This window comes from Arthrobacter glacialis, from assembly GCF_002909445.1.
In the GTDB taxonomy this organism is placed as follows: domain Bacteria; phylum Actinomycetota; class Actinomycetes; order Actinomycetales; family Micrococcaceae; genus Specibacter; species Specibacter glacialis.
This window is the reverse complement of record NZ_PPXC01000005.1, coordinates 198,580-217,474: the sequence shown is the minus strand read 5'-3', so window position 1 is coordinate 217,474 and position 18,895 is coordinate 198,580. Positions and strand designations below refer to the sequence as shown.

The 18,895-nt window shown below is 61.9% G+C and carries 14 protein-coding genes; 3 read left to right on the top strand and 11 right to left on the bottom strand.

The window, feature by feature from the left end; genetic code table 11:
- Positions 1-45 precede the first annotated feature (45 nt).
- The 6 genes from CVS27_RS08355 to CVS27_RS08335 all read right to left on the bottom strand — a co-directional run bounded on the left by CVS27_RS08355 (position 46) and on the right by CVS27_RS08335 (position 10,835).
- On the bottom strand, positions 46-2,535 hold the full coding sequence (locus CVS27_RS08355; RefSeq protein WP_103465272.1) for an ATP-dependent Clp protease ATP-binding subunit: 2,490 nt from the start codon (positions 2,533-2,535) through the stop codon (positions 46-48).
- Positions 2,536-2,712: 177 nt separating this feature from the next.
- Positions 2,713-7,218: a CshA/CshB family fibrillar adhesin-related protein gene (locus CVS27_RS08350; protein WP_165788279.1), complete on the bottom strand. Its 4,506-nt coding sequence runs from the start codon at positions 7,216-7,218 to the stop codon at positions 2,713-2,715.
- A 398-nt stretch (positions 7,219-7,616) separates the two neighbouring features.
- Positions 7,617-7,952 carry a histone-like nucleoid-structuring protein Lsr2 gene (locus CVS27_RS08345; RefSeq protein ID WP_103465270.1) on the bottom strand — a complete coding sequence of 112 codons (336 nt, stop codon included), beginning with the start codon at positions 7,950-7,952 and terminating at the stop codon, positions 7,617-7,619.
- 96 nt (positions 7,953-8,048) lie between these two features.
- Positions 8,049-8,201 (bottom strand): hypothetical protein, encoded by a 153-nt coding sequence (locus tag CVS27_RS20765; protein WP_165788098.1) that lies wholly within the window; start codon positions 8,199-8,201, stop codon positions 8,049-8,051.
- A gap of 13 nt (positions 8,202-8,214) precedes the next feature.
- Positions 8,215-9,663, bottom strand: coding sequence for a lysine--tRNA ligase (lysS, locus tag CVS27_RS08340; RefSeq protein ID WP_103465269.1), 1,449 nt, complete (start codon positions 9,661-9,663; stop codon positions 8,215-8,217).
- 125 nt (positions 9,664-9,788) lie between these two features.
- Entirely contained in the window at positions 9,789-10,835 is a 1,047-nt protein-coding gene (locus CVS27_RS08335) for a LacI family DNA-binding transcriptional regulator (protein ID WP_243399757.1), read from the bottom strand.
- 167 nt (positions 10,836-11,002) lie between these two features.
- On the opposite strand from CVS27_RS08335, the gene uriH reads away from it, so the two are divergent.
- The 3 genes from uriH to CVS27_RS08320 are packed head-to-tail and all read left to right on the top strand — an operon-like array spanning position 11,003 to position 14,336.
- Positions 11,003-11,986, top strand: coding sequence for a uridine-preferring nucleoside hydrolase UriH (uriH, locus tag CVS27_RS08330; protein WP_103465267.1), 984 nt, complete (start codon positions 11,003-11,005; stop codon positions 11,984-11,986).
- Positions 11,983-13,407 (top strand): uridine transporter UriT, encoded by a 1,425-nt coding sequence (gene uriT / locus CVS27_RS08325; RefSeq protein WP_103465266.1) that lies wholly within the window; start codon positions 11,983-11,985, stop codon positions 13,405-13,407. Before uriH ends, uriT begins: the two co-directional genes overlap by 4 nt.
- A complete protein-coding gene (locus CVS27_RS08320) occupies positions 13,404-14,336 on the top strand; it encodes a ribokinase (protein WP_103465265.1) in 933 nt (310 codons plus the stop codon). The genes uriT and CVS27_RS08320 overlap by 4 nt, the downstream gene beginning before the upstream one ends.
- A 96-nt stretch (positions 14,337-14,432) precedes the next feature.
- On the opposite strand, the gene panC is transcribed toward CVS27_RS08320, so the two are convergent.
- Genes panC through CVS27_RS08295 form a run of 5 tightly spaced genes read right to left on the bottom strand, consistent with a single transcriptional unit; the run spans position 14,433 to position 18,806 of the window.
- A complete protein-coding gene (panC, locus tag CVS27_RS08315) occupies positions 14,433-15,350 on the bottom strand; it encodes a pantoate--beta-alanine ligase (protein WP_103465264.1) in 918 nt (305 codons plus the stop codon).
- Positions 15,351-15,376: 26 nt separating this feature from the next.
- Positions 15,377-16,294 carry a Rossmann-like and DUF2520 domain-containing protein gene (locus CVS27_RS08310; protein ID WP_165788273.1) on the bottom strand — a complete coding sequence of 306 codons (918 nt, stop codon included), beginning with the start codon at positions 16,292-16,294 and terminating at the stop codon, positions 15,377-15,379.
- The gene (locus tag CVS27_RS08305; protein ID WP_243400098.1) at positions 16,284-17,765 is read right to left on the bottom strand and encodes a PH domain-containing protein; all 1,482 of its coding nucleotides are present in this window, start codon (positions 17,763-17,765) and stop codon (positions 16,284-16,286) included. The genes CVS27_RS08310 and CVS27_RS08305 overlap by 11 nt, the downstream gene beginning before the upstream one ends.
- An 11-nt stretch (positions 17,766-17,776) precedes the next feature.
- Positions 17,777-18,298: a PH domain-containing protein gene (locus tag CVS27_RS08300; protein WP_103465261.1), complete on the bottom strand. Its 522-nt coding sequence runs from the start codon at positions 18,296-18,298 to the stop codon at positions 17,777-17,779.
- Complete coding sequence (locus CVS27_RS08295) at positions 18,291-18,806, bottom strand: DUF3180 domain-containing protein (RefSeq protein WP_243400097.1); 516 nt, start codon at positions 18,804-18,806, stop codon at positions 18,291-18,293. Before CVS27_RS08295 ends, CVS27_RS08300 begins: the two co-directional genes overlap by 8 nt.
- Positions 18,807-18,895: the final 89 nt, after the last annotated feature.

The window sequence follows — 18,895 nt, the reverse complement described above, 5'->3', positions numbered from 1 at the left end:
AGGGCGCACAAGCTGTGCAGCTTGTGCGCCCTTTATTGTGTTTCGCTATGCGGAGGCTGTGATGGCGTCCGGGATGTGCGGCTTGGCCGTGCCCACAAACGTGAACTTGGCGTCGTCGCCCTCGCCCTCAACTCCAACGGTGACAATGTCCCCGTCCTTGAGTTCGCCGAAGAGGATCTTCTCCGAGAGGTGGTCCTCGATCTCGCGCTGGATGGTGCGGCGCAGCGGCCGTGCACCCATGGCGGGGTCGTAGCCCTTGGTGGCGAGCAGGATCTTGGCTGCGGGTGTGAGCACAATGCCCATGCCCTTGTCAGCCAGACGGGCCTCCAGGCGTGCCACCATCAGGTCAACGATCTCGATGATCTCGTCCTGGGTGAGCTGCGGGAACACCACAACGTCATCCACACGGTTCAAGAACTCGGGGCGGAAGTGCTGCTTGAGCTCTTGGGTGACCCGTGCCCGCATCCGGTTGTAGCCGGTCTGCGTGTCCGAACCCTGCTGGAAGCCAGTGGCGATCGACTTGGAAATATCGCGCGTCCCCAAGTTGGTGGTCATGATGATGATGGTGTTCTTGAAGTCCACCACACGGCCCTGACTGTCGGTGAGACGGCCATCTTCCAGGATCTGCAACAAGGAGTTGAACAGGTCGGCGTGCGCCTTTTCAACCTCATCGAAGAGCACCACGGAGAACGGGCGACGGCGGACCTTCTCGGTCAGCTGCCCACCTTCCTCGTAGCCAACATAGCCAGGAGGTGCACCGAACAAACGGGAAACGGTGTGCTTTTCCGAGTACTCGGACATGTCCAAGGTGATGAGTGCGTCTTCGTCACCGAAGAGGAACTCGGCAAGAGCCTTGGCCAGCTCAGTCTTACCAACACCCGTGGGGCCGGCAAAGATGAATGAGCCGCCGGGGCGCTTGGGATCCTTCAACCCTGATCGGGTGCGTCGGATGGCCTGCGAGATGGACTTGATGGCCTCATTCTGACCAACCACACGCTTGTGCAGCTCGTCTTCCATCTTGAGCAGACGCGTGGACTCGGCCTCGGTCAGCTTGAAGACGGGGATGCCTGTGGAGTTGGCAAGCACCTCGGCGATGAGTTCTTCATCCACCTCGGAGATTTCATCCAAGCCACCGGTCTTCCAGAGGCGCTCCTTGTCAGCGCGGGCAACAATGAGCTTCTGCTCGTCGTCGCGCAGCGCAGCGGCACCCTCAAAGTCCTGGGCGTCAATGGCGTCTTCCTTGCGCTTCTTGACCACGGCAATTTCAACATCCATGGCCTTGAGCTCGGGCGGCGCCGTCATGCGGCGAATGCGCAGACGCGCACCTGCCTCATCGATCAAGTCAATGGCCTTGTCAGGCAGGAACCTGTCACTGATGTACCGGTCCGCCAATGTGGCAGCAGCGCTCAGGGCACCATCGGTGATGGAGACACGGTGGTGCGCCTCGTAGCGGTCACGCAGGCCCTTGAGGATCTCAATGGTCAGCGGAACTGTGGGTTCCTGCACCTGGATGGGCTGGAAACGTCGTTCCAGGGCCGCATCCTTTTCAATGTGCTTGCGGTACTCATCGAGCGTTGTGGCACCAATGGTCTGCAGTTCCCCGCGAGCCAGCATGGGCTTGAGGATGGATGCAGCATCAATGGCACCTTCGGCCGCACCGGCACCAACAAGTGTGTGGATCTCATCGATGAACAAGATGATGTCACCACGGGTGCGGATTTCCTTGAGGACCTTCTTCAGGCGCTCCTCAAAGTCACCGCGGTAGCGTGAACCGGCAACCAGCGAACCAAGGTCAAGGGTGTACAGCTGCTTGTCCTTGATGGTCTCGGGCACGTCGCCGCGCACAATGGCCTGCGCCAGACCTTCCACAACAGCTGTCTTGCCCACGCCCGGCTCACCAATGAGCACAGGGTTGTTCTTGGTGCGGCGGGAGAGGATCTGCATGACGCGTTCCATCTCATGCTCGCGCCCAATAACAGGGTCGAGTTTGTTTTCCCGGGCTGCCTGGGTCAGGTTGCGGCCAAACTGGTCCAGAACCACGGAGCCGGCGGGCTGACCTTCAGGCTGGCCGCCACCGCTGGCTGCAGGCTCTTTACCCTGGTAGCCGGAGAGCAGCTGGATGACCTGCTGGCGCACACGGGCCAGGTCGGCACCGAGCTTGACCAGCACCTGCGCTGCGACGCCTTCACCTTCACGGATTAGCCCCAGCAGGATGTGCTCGGTGCCAATGTAGTTGTGGCCCAATTGCAGGGCCTCACGCAGCGAAAGTTCCAGGACTTTCTTGGCGCGCGGGGTGAAGGGAATGTGCCCGCTGGGAGCTTGCTGCCCCTGGCCAATAATCTCTTGGACCTGTTCCCGGACACCATCAAGGGAGATGTTCAAGGACTCTAAGGCCTTTGCGGCAACACCTTCACCCTCGTGGATGAGGCCGAGCAGAATATGCTCCGTGCCGATGTAATTGTGGTTGAGCATGCGGGCCTCTTCTTGGGCCAGCACAACAACACGTCGGGCTCGATCAGTAAATCGCTCAAACATTTCGCCACACTCCTTTTACTGCGTACTTTGATGCTACGCAGTACCCGGCCACTATGGGGCCGTGTTCGCCACAGGGGAAATAGCAAGTTGGTGTACTTTGCTTCGATTGTGTGTTTAAAGTGCGACGGCGAGATCACCGTGTGTGGTGATCTCGCCGTCGTTCATGGCTGGGTGGGGCTAGCTGCGGGTGCGCCGGCGGCTATATTGCATGAATAGCAATCCGCCCGCCAACAGCAGCGCTCCGCCCAAGGCGAACACCATGGAGGTGGCGCCGGTGCTGGCCAGAGGCTTGCCCAGCTTCACCGTTACGGTGTTTGACGCCACCGGCGGCAGTGGATTGGCAGTCTTGGCCAAAAGCGCCGTGGTGGTTGCCGTGTTGACCACCTTGCCGGCCTTCACATCAGCTTCGGTAGTGACATATTTGGCACTCACCGTTGCGGACTGACCCGGCGCCAGAACCCCAACGCCCAGTTTGTCCACACCGATGCGGGCGTCCGTAACAGTGGCGTTTGTCAGCGTCACGTTACCGGTGTTGCTCACAAGGAAACTGAACTCCAGGGTCTGTCCTGCCTTCTCGAAGGTCTTCTGCTTGGCCGACTTGAGAACTGTCATGGCCGGTTTTTGCACAGCAGGAGTGGTGAGCGTGTTGGAAGGAACTGCCACGATCGGCTCCGTGCCTCGCGGCGGCGTGCCTGTGGTGGAAGCAGTGTTCACAATGGCGCCGGAATCAAGGTCATCCTGCGTCACCGTGTACTTGGCCTGTGCCGTCCCACTCTGGCCCGGGGCAAGACTGGAAGGCGTCACCTCAAGGTTTTCCGCGCCAATGCGGGGATCGGCCACGGTAACCCCTGACATGGTGACGTTGCCAGTGTTGGTGACAGTGAAGCTGTACTCCAGCGCCTGTCCCACCTCGGCAAAGTCGCTCGCATTTGCACTCTTTTGAACGGTCAGCGCCGGCTCGGCGGTGCCCGGCAAATTGACGGTGTCAGGCGTGGACTCCACCGGCGGATTGCCCAGCGGCGGGACGCCCGTGGCCGTGGCAGTGTTGACCACGTCCCCGGCATCAACATCTGCCTGGGTCACCTTGTGGGTGGCCTGGAAGATTGCCTGCTCCGTGGGAGCCAGCGTAATGCCCGACGGCGCCGCAACAGCCTTCCCGCCAAAGGTGAGGGTCCCGGCGTCGACCTTTTCATCGGCAACCGTGACATTGGCAATCGTTGTGTTGCCCGTGTTCGTGACAACAAACTGGTAGGTGATGTTCTCGCCAACCTTGGGCAGCGCGGTGACAGTTGCGGACTTCTTGATGTTCAGGGCTGATGCCTGCACGGCGGGAAGGGCCACCTCGTTGGAGGGAACCTTCAACGGCTCGCCTCCGGCTGGGGCAGATCCGGCCACCGTGGCGATGTTCTTGACGACACCGGCATCCACATCAGCTTGTGTCACCACATACTCCACAGTGGCTGTCCCGGAGGCCCCCGGAGCCAGGCTTGCCGGAGTGACGGCGATGCTCGGTACGCCGACGCGGGGGTCGGTGACAGTCAGCTGGGACAAGGTCACATTTCCGGTGTTGGTGACCCTGAAGGTGTAGTTGATCTTCTCGCCGGCTGCAGCGAACTTCTCCTTGTCAGCGCTCTTGACGAACGTCATTGCAGGATTGGCCGGAGCCGTTACCACAATCTCGTTGGAGGGCATGGGAGCAATCGGAAGCTCTGCGCCGGGCTGCTTTCCCACCACGGAGGCAATGTTGCTGATCCGGCCGGCGTCTACATCGGCCTGCTTGACCGTGTAGTTGGCAGTAGCCGTTCCGGTCTGGCCCGGTGCCAGCGTGGCCGGGGTTACCGCCACGGAGCCCACACCAATGCGGGCATCCGCCACTGCCACATCGTTCATGGTGACGTTGCCGTTGTTGGTGACGGTGAAGGTGTAGTCAAGGACGTCGCCGGCTGCAGCAAACGCGCTCTGCTTGAGCGACTTGACCACCTGCAAGGAGGGATTCTGATCCGCAGGAATGGTGACGGTGTTGGAGGAGACAGGACCAACGGCCTGGCCCTTGGGTCCGGTTCCTGAGCCGGTTGCCGTGTTGACGATCTTGCCTGCATCCAGGTCTGCCTGGGTGACGGTGTGGCTGATGCTCAGCTGTCCGGTCCCGCCGGGCTGCAGTGTTGCCGGGTTCAGGGCCACGTTCGCGGCACCGATGCGGGGGTCGTTGAGGACAATCTCCGAAACATCCACATTTCCGTTATTGCGCACATCCAGCACGTAGCTGATCCGCTGCCCAACGGTGGCGTACTCTGTGGTGACACTGGATTTGCCCAGCGTCAGGGATGGCGTCTGGACGGCTGGAACCGTGACCACGTTGGAGGAGATGGTCGGCAGTGCCGGACTGCCGACGGGCGGGGTGCCCGACACGGTGGCGGTGTTGATCACTGCGCCGTTGTTAAGGTCCGCCTGGGTGACGGTGTAGACAGCCGTTGCCGTGCCCACCTGGCCCGGGGCAAGGGTCGACGGCGTGACCGCCAGGGTTGTGGCGCCGATTCGAGGATCGGACACCGAAACCCCGGTGAGTGGCACGTTTCCGCTGTTAGTCACGGTGAAGGTGTAGTTGAGTGTGTCACCGACAGCATCAAAATCGCCTTCGGCCGCAGCCTTAACAAGTGTCAACGCGGGATTCTGGCGGGGAATGACCACTTCATTGGAGGAAACAGGCTGGATCGGCGTTGCAGTGGCCGGCGGGGTGGCCGTGGCCGTGGCAACATTGCTGATCGAGCCCGCGAGAACGTCCGCCTGCGTCACCGTATAGTCCACGAAGGCGGTCCCACTTTGCCCGGGTGCCAGCGAGACGGGGACCACGGCAAGAGCCGTAGCGCCTGCGCGCGGATCGCTAACGGTGGCACTTGTCAGTGTGGTGTTTCCGGTGTTCCGCACGGTGAAGGTGTAGCGAATCACCTCACCCAGACTGCCGAACATGGTCCTGTCTGCGCTCTTGGCGACGGTCAGGGCCGAAGTACGGGCCGGGGTTGTCACATTTTTAGTGGATGGGGTTGAGCTCACGGCAGCGCCGGTGGGCGGGGTGCCCGCAGCCGTGGCCGTGTTGGACAGGAGGCCCGCATCAATGTCGGCCTGGGTGACTTGGTAGCTGGCCGTGGCCGTGCCGGTGGCACCTGCGGCAAGGATTGCCGGTGTGACGGGCAGCGGCGTTGCCGAGACTTTGGCATCGTTGACAACAACGTTGCTCAACGCCACGTCACCGGTGTTGGTGACGGAGAAGCTGTAGCTGACGGTTTCCCCAACGGCGGCAACACTGTTCGTGTTGGCCGATTTCACCACACTGATGGAAGGGCAGTCCGCGACGGGAATGAGGTAGTCCTCAACTTCACCGTCCAGGGCTGAGCCTGTGGGGTCCGCAATGTCACTTGGCGCCGTGGCGATCCTGAACCGCGCCCCCACACCGGCAGTCGTGCCGGAAATGGGCGCGTGTGCCCAGCTGAAGGTCACCTGCTCATTGGCAACCATGGCCGCGGCAGACTTCTCGCCGGCCTCGAATGCGCCGTTGTTGTTCCAGTCCATCCAGGCCGAAGCCGGCATGCCATTGGCATTTTTCGCGATGGCCGTGACACTGTAGGTATTTTCGCAGCGTTTCAAGGCCGGGAAACCACTGCCGGCAAGGCCTGTGAGCTGGGTTCCGCCCTCATCACCGGCGCCGGCCGGAGTCTTTTCATCCGTCACCCAGTTGACCCACGCGGCGTCGCGTGTTGCGGCTTCCCCGTCCGGGGCAACACTGCCCAGGTAGGGTGTGGCGCCGCCATTGAACAGCACACCCGGGGCGCCCGCTTGCCCGGTGGCAATGCGTGCCTGGTTGATGCTTCCCTGTGGGGTCCAGGAAAGCAGGTGGGAGGCATCGCCGAAGCTTGTTGGTGCGTCACCGCGTTCCACCGGGAGCATGAGGCCCAACATGACGTTCTGAAGTCCGGAGGAGTTGATGGCGACAGTCACCTCGGTGGGTGCACTGGGCTGACCGTTACCCAGGCGCGGCCCCATGGAAACACCGATGGGAGCCACACCTGCAGCGCTGCCGATGTCTGTGATCCAGTTGCCCATGGTCTGCGTGCCAAAACCACCATTGACACCCAAACCGAAGTTGTTTTGGCGCCACATGACGGCACCTGCGCGCGTCGTGTTGTCAATGTTCTGCCACGGCGCACCATTGGTAGTGAACCGGATTTGTTCGCTCGGCCCGGCGCTTTCGCCGTCGGCTGCAATGACATCAACAGGAACGGGCCGGCCGTTGAATACGGCCGACATGGTGACTTTAAAGGTGGCCTGGGAATTTGCCGCGTTTGGCGTCAGAACCGACCACTGATTGCCCGTGTTGTACCCGTTTCGCCGGATCTCCGAATAAGTTCCGTCCTGCGGGGTTGCCCGGACGCTCCGGCTGGCCGAGGCAGTGACTTCTGAGAGCGTTGCCGTGACGGTGTAGCCAGGCAGCGGATTCACGGTGAGCGTGGTTCCATTGTTGACCTGCTGGCCATTCGTCAGGCCCGTGGCGCTGGTCCAGTCAAACCAGTAGATGGATCCTGCGTACCGGCCCACGCCGCTGGCGTAGTCGGCCTGCGCGGGGGTGCTTGTGGCGAGCTGCACGCCAGCGGTAATTCCTGCGACGGCCAGCACAAACGCCAACATCATGGCAATTCCCTGGCGGAGCGTGCGACGGGTTCTCCTTCCCGGATACTCATACGTTGACCGGGAGAAAACAGGTGTCATCACGGAAAGGAACCTAACTGCCGCTGCGAAGGGGGATCTCCGGAATTGCCGGGGAACAATTAGGAATTTGTAGCACTACGAACGCACAGAAAAGCCCCAATAGTACAAAAAGTACCAACTTGGAGAGCGTTTTTCAAATCCTCCCGGTCCAGACAATCGCCACATTTGCTGGCGCCGAAAGCTTAAACGACGACGGCGAGCTCACCACAGGTGGTGAGCTCGCCGTCGTACAGGGGTCCCCAGCGCCCCAAGAAACTACTGTGGGCCCACGCCCGCGAGGGCCCCGCACCGAGCTTGCGAGGTGTGGGAGCGGGTGGGGATCATGCCTTTGCCGCGTTGTAGGCGTCACGAATTTCGGCCTGAATGCGGCCGCGCTCGTGAACGTCATAGCCGTTTTCACGTGCCCAGGCGCGGATCTCAGCTACGTCACTGCCCCCCTTGGGGGCAGCGGCGGCCGGTCCGCGGCCGCGAACTGCCCGGCCACCGGCGCGGCGGCCGGCACCAATGTATTTGCTCAGCGCATCGCGCAAAGCCTGGGCGTTATCGGCGGACAGATCAATCTCATAATTGATCCCATCCAGTCCGAAGATGACATTCTCATCTGCCGGGCTCTGATCGATATCGTCTACAAGCGTGATATGAATTTTCTGTGCCATGGGGAGTAATCGCCTCACATAGTTTGATGAATACTTCATTATCAATTATGGTGCGAAAATTAACTCGAGTCAAAGAATTAGTTAAAAATGCTTGATTTAAGCCCCGGGCTCGCGTTTGGAATCGGCATCCCGTTCAGCCTGCGCCAACGCGTCACGCTCGGAGCGATCCGCGTTGAATATTGCCTTCATGGCGAAGTAAAAAAGAGCTCCAACGCCTAAAGAAGGCAGGATAACCGCAACATATTCCATAACCGGCCGGCTCCTACTCTGGTTTCATCAAGGGGAAAAGAATGGCTTCACGGATTCCCACACCCGTGAAGAGCATAACGAGGCGGTCCACACCTAAACCGAGGCCACCCATGGGTGGTGCGCCGTATTCAAGTGCGCGCAGAAAGTCTTCATCCAATTGCATTGCCTCGGGATCTCCCGCTGCTGCGGCCAGCGACTGGGCGGCCAGGCGCTCACGCTGAATGACAGGGTCAACAAGTTCCGAAAACGCCGTTCCTGTTTCCTTGCCGTCAATGACCAGGTCCCACGCCTCAATCAAATTGGGCTTGTCGCGGTGCTGGCGCGCCAACGGCTGGGCCGACGGCGGGTAGTCGCAAACAAAGGTGGGCTGAATAAGCGTTGGCTCAACAATTTCACCAAACAGCTCGGTAACGAGCTTCTGCGCATCCCAGGCCGCATCAATCTTTATCTCACGATCAGCGGCAATGGCACGCAATTGATCGGCGGTTGTGTCAGGGGTAATTTCCTGGCCCACGGCAGTGGAAAGGCCCTCGTAAACGGGGAGCCAGGGCCATTCGCCGTCGAGGTTAATCTCACCGCGCGCACTTTGGATCACGCGTGTTCCCGTGGCATCTGCCGCAGCCAGAATAATGCGCTGCATGGTCTTGGCCATGGTGAATTGATCACCGTAAGCTTCGTAGGCCTCCAGCATGGTGAATTCCGGGCTGTGCGTTGAATCAACGCCTTCATTGCGGAAAATACGCCCCACTTCAAATACCTTGTCCATGCCGCCCACCACTGCACGCTTGAGGTACAACTCAATAGCAATACGCAATGTCATGGGCTGGTCAAAGGCATTCAAATGCGTATGGAAAGGACGCGCCGAGGCGCCACCATGAATCAACTGCAAAATGGGTGTTTCAAGTTCGATGTAATCTTCGCCATGAAGAGTGTCCCGGATTGCTTTGACAATCGCTGAGCGCATCTTGACCTGCTGGCGGGCCGTGTCGCGAACAATCAAATCAACGTAGCGTTGACGGACGCGCATTTCCTCGGACAATTCCGCGTGCAATACCGGAAGGGGGCGCAGGGCCTTGGAGGCCATCTGCCATTCTTCGGCCATGATGGAAAGTTCGCCGCGGCGGGAGCTGATGACTTCACCCTTGACAAACACATGGTCGCCCAAGTCAACCAGCGCTTTCCAGTCAGCCAGTGACATCTCGCCAACATTGGCCAGGGAAAGCATGACCTGCAGGCGGGTGCCGGCGCCGGACTGCAAGGTGGCGAAGCAAAGTTTTCCTGTGTTGCGCACAAACACCACGCGGCCCGTGACACCCACAATGTCACCGGTGCTGGAGTCGGCTTCCAGCTCGGGGTACTTCTCGCGGATTTCCTCCAACGTATGGGTCCGTGCCACCCCTACCGGGTATGCCTCTTCGCCTCGTTCAAGCAATTTGGCACGCTTGTCCAAACGAACGAGCATTTGCTCAGAGACGTCACTGGGTTCAGGGGAAGGGTTATTTTCTGCGCTCACGAGATACCAGTTTAGTGGTTGATTCTGGGTGAATCCTCCGTGCCATATGAATGACGGCCGGATTGCACCCAAGATCACCCCCGGGCGCTGGCATCCGTGGAGCCGCGGACCACCAGAGTGCCGTTGAGCGTGAGCTGTGCAACGGCTACTTCTTCACCCTCCATGAGTCGGCGCAATTGCTTCCCGGCCATCCGCCCCATCTCCATCGCGGGCAAGTGAACAGTCGTCAGCCCCGGATTGGATGTTGCCGAATAAGGCAGGTCATCAAAGCCCGTAACCGCCAGCTCAGCCGGCACGCGAATCCCCACAACACGGGCTTCCTGCAAGACCCCGTAGGCGTGGGTGTCAGTGGCACAGACCACGGCAGTCACACCCTTGGCGGCCCACTCGGGCCAGTCTTGCGCAAAGGCAAGCGCTGCAGCACCAACGTCGATGGTGCTGGTGGCCGTTGCCACAACATCAACGCCGAGCCCCGAGGCGTGCCGGCAAAAGGCTTCGCGCCGGACGCGGAACGTTTCCGTTCCAGTGGCGCTGTCCAGATAGGCAACGTTGCGGTGCCCTTGTTCGCCAAGATGGTCGGCCAGCATGCGGGATCCGCTGGCCACGTCAAAATTAACCGACGGCGCCGCGCTTTCAATCCCCGCCGTATCCAGAAGCACCATGGGACCTGTCGAGCGAAGCTCCGCAAGGAACCGTGCACTGGGCGCCTCAACCAGAAGCCCCGCGGGGCGCAATGCCAGCAGGTTTTTGACGTCCTCCGGCTCCGGCGTCTGCCCGGCCTCTGTTACGGAGAGCAGCAGCTGGTATTCGTCCCCGACGGCATCACGAATGCCAGCAATGACCTTGGCGTAGAAGGGATTGGACACATCCGGGGCAACCAGGATGACAATGTTGCTGCGCCCCTTGGCCAAGGAACTGCCCAGGCCGTCCACAACATAGCCCAGCTCATCAACGGCAGCGGCAACCTTGGCAATGTTTTCCTTAGACACCCGACCGGCCGTCTTGCCGCTGGTCACGAGCGATACCGTGGCGGCTGAGACGCCGGCCCGGGTGGCGACCATGGCTGCCGTGACTCGGGTGGAGGCAGCGCTGCGGGATGGGGGTGTCGTTGCCGGTTGCATGGAATGATCGTATAGCCGCCAAACGCACTTTGCCGTAAGCGCAACGCGTTAAGCGCTTGACGTGAATCACGTTAAGCGCTTGACGTTGATCTGATTTGAATGTCACACTTACTCTTGCGCACAGCTCCGGGCTTTTCCGGAACGGTCCCCAACGACGTGGAGAAAAAGTGAACACGGAAGTACAAACCGCCCTGTCAGCCACAGAGCCCCGCAAGATCATCTTGGACTGCGATCCCGGCCATGATGACGCCGTCGCCCTGCTGCTTGCTCACGGCAATCCCAACATTGAGCTGCTGGCCGTGACCACAGTGGTGGGCAACCAGACCCTGGAAAAGGTCACCCGCAACGCCTTGAGCGTTGGCACCATTGCAGGCATTACGGGCGTCCCGTTCGCCGCAGGATGCGACCGCCCCCTGGTGCGGACCATCGAAACCGCGCCGGACATTCACGGCGAGAGCGGCATGGACGGCCCCGCCCAGCCCGAGTCCACGATCGAACTTGACCCCCGCCACGCCGTCGACCTCATCATTGAGCTCATCATGGCCCACGAGCCCGGCACCATCACCCTGGTCCCCACGGCCGGGTTGACCAACATCGCCATGGCCGCCCGCAAGGAGCCGCGCATTGTGGAACGTGTGAAGGAAGTTGTCCTCATGGGCGGCGGCTACCACGTGGGCAACTGGAGCCCCGTGGCCGAATTCAACATCATCATCGACCCCGAGGCCGCCCACATCGTGTTCAATGCGGGCTGGCCCGTGGTCATGGTGGGCCTTGATTTGACCCACCAGGCACTGGCAACCCCGGAAGTATGCGCGGCCATTGAGGCTGTTGGCACCAAGCCGGCCAAGTTCGTCATGGAACTCATGGAGTTCTTCACGAAGACGTACAAGGACGCCCAGGGCTTCGACTACCCGCCCGTCCACGACCCGTGCGCCGTCGCCTACGTCATTGACCCCACTGTCATGACCACCCAAAAGGTGCCCGTGGACATTGAGCTCACCGGCACACTGACGCTCGGCATGACGGTGGCCGACTTCCGCGCTCCCGCCCCGGCGGACTGCAAGACCTCCGTTGCCGTGACGCTGGACCACGAGAAGTTCTGGAACATGGTCACCGACGCACTCGTTCGCATTGGCGAGGTTGACGTATGAGCACCGCGGCAACAAAGGTCCTGAGCAAGCCCGGCAACATCACCGCCTTGATGGTTGCACTGCTGACGGCCTGTGTGGCGTTCCAGCTCAACGCCTCCATGCTCAGCCCCGCACTGGTCACCATGGGCGAGGAACTGAACGCCAGCCAGGCAGCCATTGGCCTGTCCCAAACCTGGTTCTTCACCGCGGCGGCCGTCTTTTCACTGTTCCTGCCGCGCCTGAGTGACATCATCGGGCGCAAGAAGGTCCTCATCGGCATGATGGTCATGATGGGCGTCGGTTCCATCATTTCCGCCATGGCCCCGGACATCACCTGGCTTTTCATTGGCCGCATCATCCAGGGCGTCAGCGGCCCCACCGTTCCGTTGTGCCTGATCATGCTGCGCTCCGCAGTCAAGGACCCGAAGAAGTATGGCGCCCTCATGGGCCTCGTGACGGCCGTCAACGGCGGCATCGCCGGCATTGACTCCTTTGTGGGCGGCTACTTTGCCGAGCACTTTGGCTTCCGCAGCATCTTCTGGCTCATGGTTGTCATCGCCGCGATTGCCGTGGTCTTGATTGCTCTCCTGGCCGGCGAATCCAAGCCCGGCGAGGGCACCAAGATGGACTGGCTGGGCGTGTTCTTCATTGTGGTGGCCGTTGGCGCCCTGTTGACTGCCCTGAATGAGGCAAGCAAGCTCATTGGCGGGGTAACCACGCTCCCGCTCGTCACCTCGTTGGCACTGGCCGTGGTCTCCGTACTGTCGTTCATGGCCTTCTGGAAAGTTGAAAAGGTGTCCACACACCCCATGGTTGAGACGGTGCACCTGCGCCAGCGCTCCACCTGGGCCCCGCTGCTGACAACCACCCTGACAATGACTGGCATCTTTGCCGTCATCAACGGCATTGTTCCGGCGTTTGTGCAGGCCGCAGACCCCGGCTTCGGCATTGGCGCAACACAGATGAGCCTGCTCATCTTGACCCCGTACGCCCTGTTGGGCTGGCTTTTTGGTCCCATCACGGGACGCCTGGCGCCGGTCATTGGCTACACCAAGATGCTGCGGATCGGGCTGCTGGGCAGCATTGTGGCCTTGGCCATTATCGGCTTCCTTGGCTTGAACAGCCTGCCGATGATGATCGTTGGCACAGTCTTGCTCGGCATCATGTACGCCGGTACCGTAAACATCATGCTCAACGGCCTTGGTGTGGTGCTCTCCCCCGAAGGAAACCCCGGATTCCTGCCCGGCATGAACGCCGGCGCCTTCAACTTGGGTGCGGGCCTCAGCTTCCTGATCCTGCCGGCCGTTCTGGTGGCGACAACCTCACTGGGCGGCCACGGCTCCTACCTGACAGTGGTCATTGTTTCCCTGGCCATCACGGCCGCAGCATTTGCCGCGTCGCTGCTGGTGCCCAAGCCCGTTGATGCCGAGGTTGCCGCATGACCTCGGCGCGAATTGTTGTGGCCGGTTCACTGAACGCCGACCTGACCATCTACTGCGAAAGGCTCCCCTCCCCCGGGGAGACCCTGCACGGCAGCGGCTTTGCCGTGAACCCCGGCGGCAAGAGCGCCAACCAGGCTGTCTCCGCGGCCAAGCTGGGCGGCAACGTCACCCTGCTGGGCGCTGTGGGTGAGGACCCAAATGGCGACATGCTGGTGGCTTCCACGGCGGGTGCCGGTGTTGACGTCAGCCATGTTCGACGCGTTGCGGAGCCCACGGGTGTTGCCGTCATCTCCGTGGAGGACAGCGGCGAGAACTCCATCATCATTAACGCGGGCGCCAACGGCACCCTTTCCCCCGCCGACATGTCCCCGGCCGTGTTTGTGGGGGCTGGCGTAGTCTGCCTGTGCCTGGAGGTCTCCCTGGACACCGTCCAGGCCGCGGCGCAGGCCGGGCACGACGCCGGAGCAACAGTCCTGCTGAACCTCTCCCCCTACGCTCCGGTCACCGAGGGGCTGGCGCGGCTGACAGACGTCCTGCTCGTCAACGCCCATGAGGCCTCGCAGTTCCTGGACGGCTTCCACCTGCCGGCCCCGGACGCCCCGGTCGGTGCGTGGGCTGGAGCAGTGGAGAAGTTCGCCAGCCGCGGGCTGAACAAGGTGCTGGTGACTTTGGGTGCAGCGGGCTCGGTGGTGTTGGATTCCACCAATGCGGCCCAGCCGGTGGCCCGCATTGCGCCAACACGCGTTGACGCCGTCGACACCACTGGTGCCGGCGACGCCTTCACCGGCGGTGTTGCTGCCCGCTTGGCCGCTGGCGACACCTTGGTTGATGCGGCGCACTACGCGTCCGTGGCTGCAGCCCTGGCCGCCACCAAGAAGGGTACGCAAACCGCGTACCCCACAGTGGCTGAAGTGGCCGCCCGCCTCTAGTCCCCACGCCAGAAACGCCTGCCGAACGTACAGTAGTTGTTGATGTTTAACGGAAACATCAACAACTACTGTACGTTCGGCAGGCGACAGCTGCAGTTAACCGAGGGGCATGTTGTCGATGAGCCGGACCGGGCCCACCTTGGCCGCGATGAGCGCCAACGCCTGGCCCGTGAACGGGGTGTCCTGGCAGTTCTCCGCACGCACGGCCAACGTCACCGGGTCCACCACTTCCAGGTAGTCCAGTTCCACACCCGGGGCGCTATTCACCAAGTCCTGGACGGAGGCGATGTCCAGCGGCTCGCGGGCGTCGGCACGCCGTTGCAGCAGCCGCAGCGCACGGGAGAGGACCAGCGCGGATTCGCGTTCCTGCGTGGACAGGAAACGGTTCCGGCTGGACAGTGCCAGCCCGTCGGCGTCGCGCACGGTGGGCACGCCCACGATGTCCACGGGGAAGTTCAAATCGGCGACCATCTTGCGCACCAGGGCCAGCTGCTGGGCATCCTTCTGGCCAAAATACGCCCTGTAGGCACTACGTCCGTCGGCTGCCGGTGCCGCCAAACCCGTTTCCGGCCGGCCCAGGTGCAGCAATTTCGCCACAACCGTCAAGGCGCCGTCAAAATGGCCGGGCCGGGAGGCACCCTCATACAGCTCGCCCATGGTTCCGGCGGTCACCCGAATAAGGGGCTCCCCGTGGGGGTACATCTCCTCCACCGGTGGCGCAAACATGAAGTCCACAGCTGCCTGATCCAGCAATTCAAGATCAGCCTGTGTGGTTCGCGGATATCTGGCCAAGTCCGTGGCGTCGCCAAATTGCAGCGGATTCACAAACACGGTGGCAATCACCACGTCGTTTTCGGCCGCCGCAGTTGTGGCCAGTTCCGCGTGGCCGGAGTGCAGCGCGCCCATGGTGGGAACCAGGCCGAGTGTGCCGCCTTTGCCAGCCGTGCGCTGGGCCAAAAGTGCCGCCGCGGCTGCCTTGAGCTCGGCAATGGAAGTACAAAGTGTGGTGCTCATGAAAATCGCTTTCGAAATCGAGGGGGTCAGCTGAGGACGCCGGGTTCGCCGTCGTCGGAATTCAACGCGGCCTGAACACCAAGATACTCCTCTGCCGAGAGCAGCCTGCGCTTGGCAGCCCGGGCAGCCGTGGCGGAGGACATGGCCAGGTAGGCGTCCAGGACATCAGTGGATGCCGTGTCCAGGGCGTGCTCGCGAAGGGCCGCCGAATGCGCGGCAACGGTGCCAACGTCGCCGCGGGCAACGGGACCCGTCAGCGCCGACTCACCGCTGGTCAACGCGTTTTCCAGGGCCGCACGCAGCAGCGGGCCCAGCACCTGGTTGGGGGCCTCCACGCCAATGTCAGCCAAAATTTGGGCGGCCTGGGCCACCAGGGTGACCATGTGGTTTGCCGAATGCGCCAACGCCGCGTGGTACAGGACCCTGTCCGCCTCCGCAATGACCACCGGCTCGGCCCCCATCTCCACCACCAAGGCCTGGGCAATGGGGAGCATGGCGGGATCCGCCGTGACACCGAAACAGCAATCGCCCAGGCGCGCCAAATCCAGGGTCATGCCCGTGAAAGTCATGGCCGGATGCAGTGCCAGCGCAATGCCGCCGGCGTCCTTGACAGGCGCCAGGACACCCGTGCCAAAGCGGCCGGAGGTATGTGCCACCAGCTGGCCCACCTGCCAGGCGCCCATGGCGCCGAGCCCGCTGACAAGCTCCGGCAAGGCATCATCCGGGACCGCCAGCAGCACCAGTTCGGCCCGCTCCACAATGTCTTGGATCTCCAGCACGGGCACGCCCGGAAGCAACAGCTCGGCACGCTCCTTGGAGGCCTCGGAGACTGCCGAAACCCCAATCACGGCGTGCCCGGCAGCGCGGAGGGCATGCCCCAGGACGGCCCCAACTTTGCCGGCGCCAATGATTCCGATGCCTAGCCGGCCGGGCTTAATCGCCACGTTGTTGCTCCTTCGAAAGATCCAGTTGAGATGATGCCGCAGTGTCCGACGGCGCCAGCCACCGTTCGCTGTTGTGGATGCGCCGGGCAGTGGCTGCGCGGGCAGCTTGTTCATCGAACAGCGCCCGGCCTGCCGCCAAGGCCATATGGTGCACCACGGGCCGGATGGGGCCAACCGTGGAGTGCAATTCAAAGTTCACCAAACCAAGCGCAGCCATGAGCGGCCCCTGCGCAAGGACCAGGGACTGTGTGCGCTCGTGCGGGACCACTTGGAGCCTGCGGAAGAATCTCCCATGCCGGCACAGCAGGGCTGTGTCGGTGGCCCGGAACGCGTTGTACCGCCAGGCGAGGGGGTCGATCCACCGCGCCGACCGCGGCGAGTGCACAAAGCCTTGGGCGTTGCCCGGGCCCTGCAGGCCTGCGGCAAACACCTCGAAGGGGTTCTCGACACCGGGGTTGGGGAACACCAAACCCAGGACAGCCATGACCTCATCAAGCGTTCCTACCGGCAGCATGACGGTGCGGGAGCCGCCCTCGCTGACGTCGGAACCGTAACCGGCAACGTTGACGTGCACCCGGTACCAGCCGAAGGGGCGCCAGATGGGGCCTTGACTGATTCCCACCGCCTGCACCCGGCCGGGCGGGATGGTTTGCGCACGGGTTTCCAGCATGCCGTAGTGCAGCCGCACCCCGTCAGGGGAAACCGCCACCCGGAAGTTGAAATCGCCGGTGATGGTTTTCCAATACTGGGCGCCAATGCCAATGAAGATGGGGATGGCGGCCACCAGAATGCCGGGATGGCCGGTCCATTCGAGCGCAACGATGCTTGCGACCACCACGATGAGGGCAAAAACTGTTGTGCTGGAGAAAATTGCCGCCCCAAAGATCCGGGCGGGCTTCAGGGCCAGGATGTGGGTTTCCGGCGCTTCCTGTATGTGCTGCGGCGCTTGCGGGTCAATGACCACGCCCGCCGCCCTGGCAAGAATGGCCGCCCGCAACCGCTTGGCCTCGGCAAGCTTGAGGAAGGAGAGCTTCATGGCAGACTTGCCGCCGTCGGCCACTTCAAACTTCAGCTCAGCCAGCCCAAAGGCCCGCGCCACCAGCGGCTGCACCACATCGATGGCCTGGACCCGGTCAATCCGGGCACGCCGTTGCTGGCGGAAGATCACCCCGGAATTGATATGAACGTGCTCATCGGTCACTTGGTAGCGGGTGAAGCGCCATTGCAGGAAAAAGCTCACACCGAAAATGACGACGGCGGCGCCCACCACCGCCAGCACAAGCACTGCCGGCGCTCCCCCAGGCCCCGGTCCGGAATTGCCCAGGCTGCTGGAAAACAAGGTCTCCAGCGAGTTGCGCCCGAAGATAAAAAGCACTGCCACCACGGCTACCCAGCCGCGCACCAGGGGCGAGACGGGGTGTACACGGTGCCAGGATTCGGGGGCATCGGTGGTGAAGGGTTGCTCGCTCACAAGTTGATTGCTCACAAGCCGGCCAGTTTCGCCTCACCGCGGGCCGAGAGCTGTTCCCGCAGCCGTGCAGCCTCGCCCGCCGGCAGGCCGTTGATCAAGGCGTTGGTGCCCGGTGAGGCGGTATGGAGGTGGATGGTGCTCAGGCCAAGCATTCGTTCCAACGGCCCCATGGTGACATCCACGTATTGCATGCGCCCGTACGGGACCACCATGACGCGGTGGAACATGATGCCGCTGCGGATCAGCAGGTCATCATTGCGCTCGGCGTAGCCAATGGCCCGCACCTGGCGCGGTATCAGGATCATTTCCCAGACGATGGAAATTGCAATTACTGCTGGCAGGCCCCACCCCAACCATGCCGGGTACCCACCCCACACGTCTGTGAGGCGCAGGATCAGCGGCACGGAGGTGAGGGCTAGGAGGATCAGCCCAACAATTCCCCGCTCAATGAATCGTGCTGTAACAAGTTTTTCGGATACTCGCAGGAATTTCACGTCGGCCGGGTCAATGGCGCTGCTGTGTTGCTCAGGCAAACTCTTCCTCCCCGCGCCCCTCACGCTTGGTACGCGGCTTCACAGGTGGCTCGGTGTCTTCCGGGGGAAGCTTGCAAAAACGCTCCACAATAACGCCAACGACAACCATCACCAGGGCCCCGGCCATGAGAGCAACCATTTGCCAAATCACACCAAGGTCAATGCGCATGGAGATGGTGGGCAGCTGGTCCATCAAAATGCCCGTGTGCCAGCCGAACAGTACGGCACCGGCATAGGCGCAGGCCTGTGCCAGCACCACTGTCCGGGCCGCCATGAGCGGGTCAAGGGCTTTCTCCCTGTTCCCATCACGCCAGCGGCGCACCTTCAGGCCAAGGATCAGGCACACAACCACTATCAGGCCCATGGTGATCATTGAGCTCAGTGGCAGCACGGGCAGCGGCAGGCTGGCACGGGAGGTGAGTTCCGTGGCCACGAAACCAAGAACTGCCAGAACAATACTGATGGCCACTAGCCATGCAGGCCTGATGGTCCGCATTGTGCTTCTCATGGTTGCCTCACCGATTCGCTTTGGAACTTATCATTTAACCGTACTGGCTTTTTGTCCGTTTGGACTTCTTGCGCACGCCAATTCTTGGC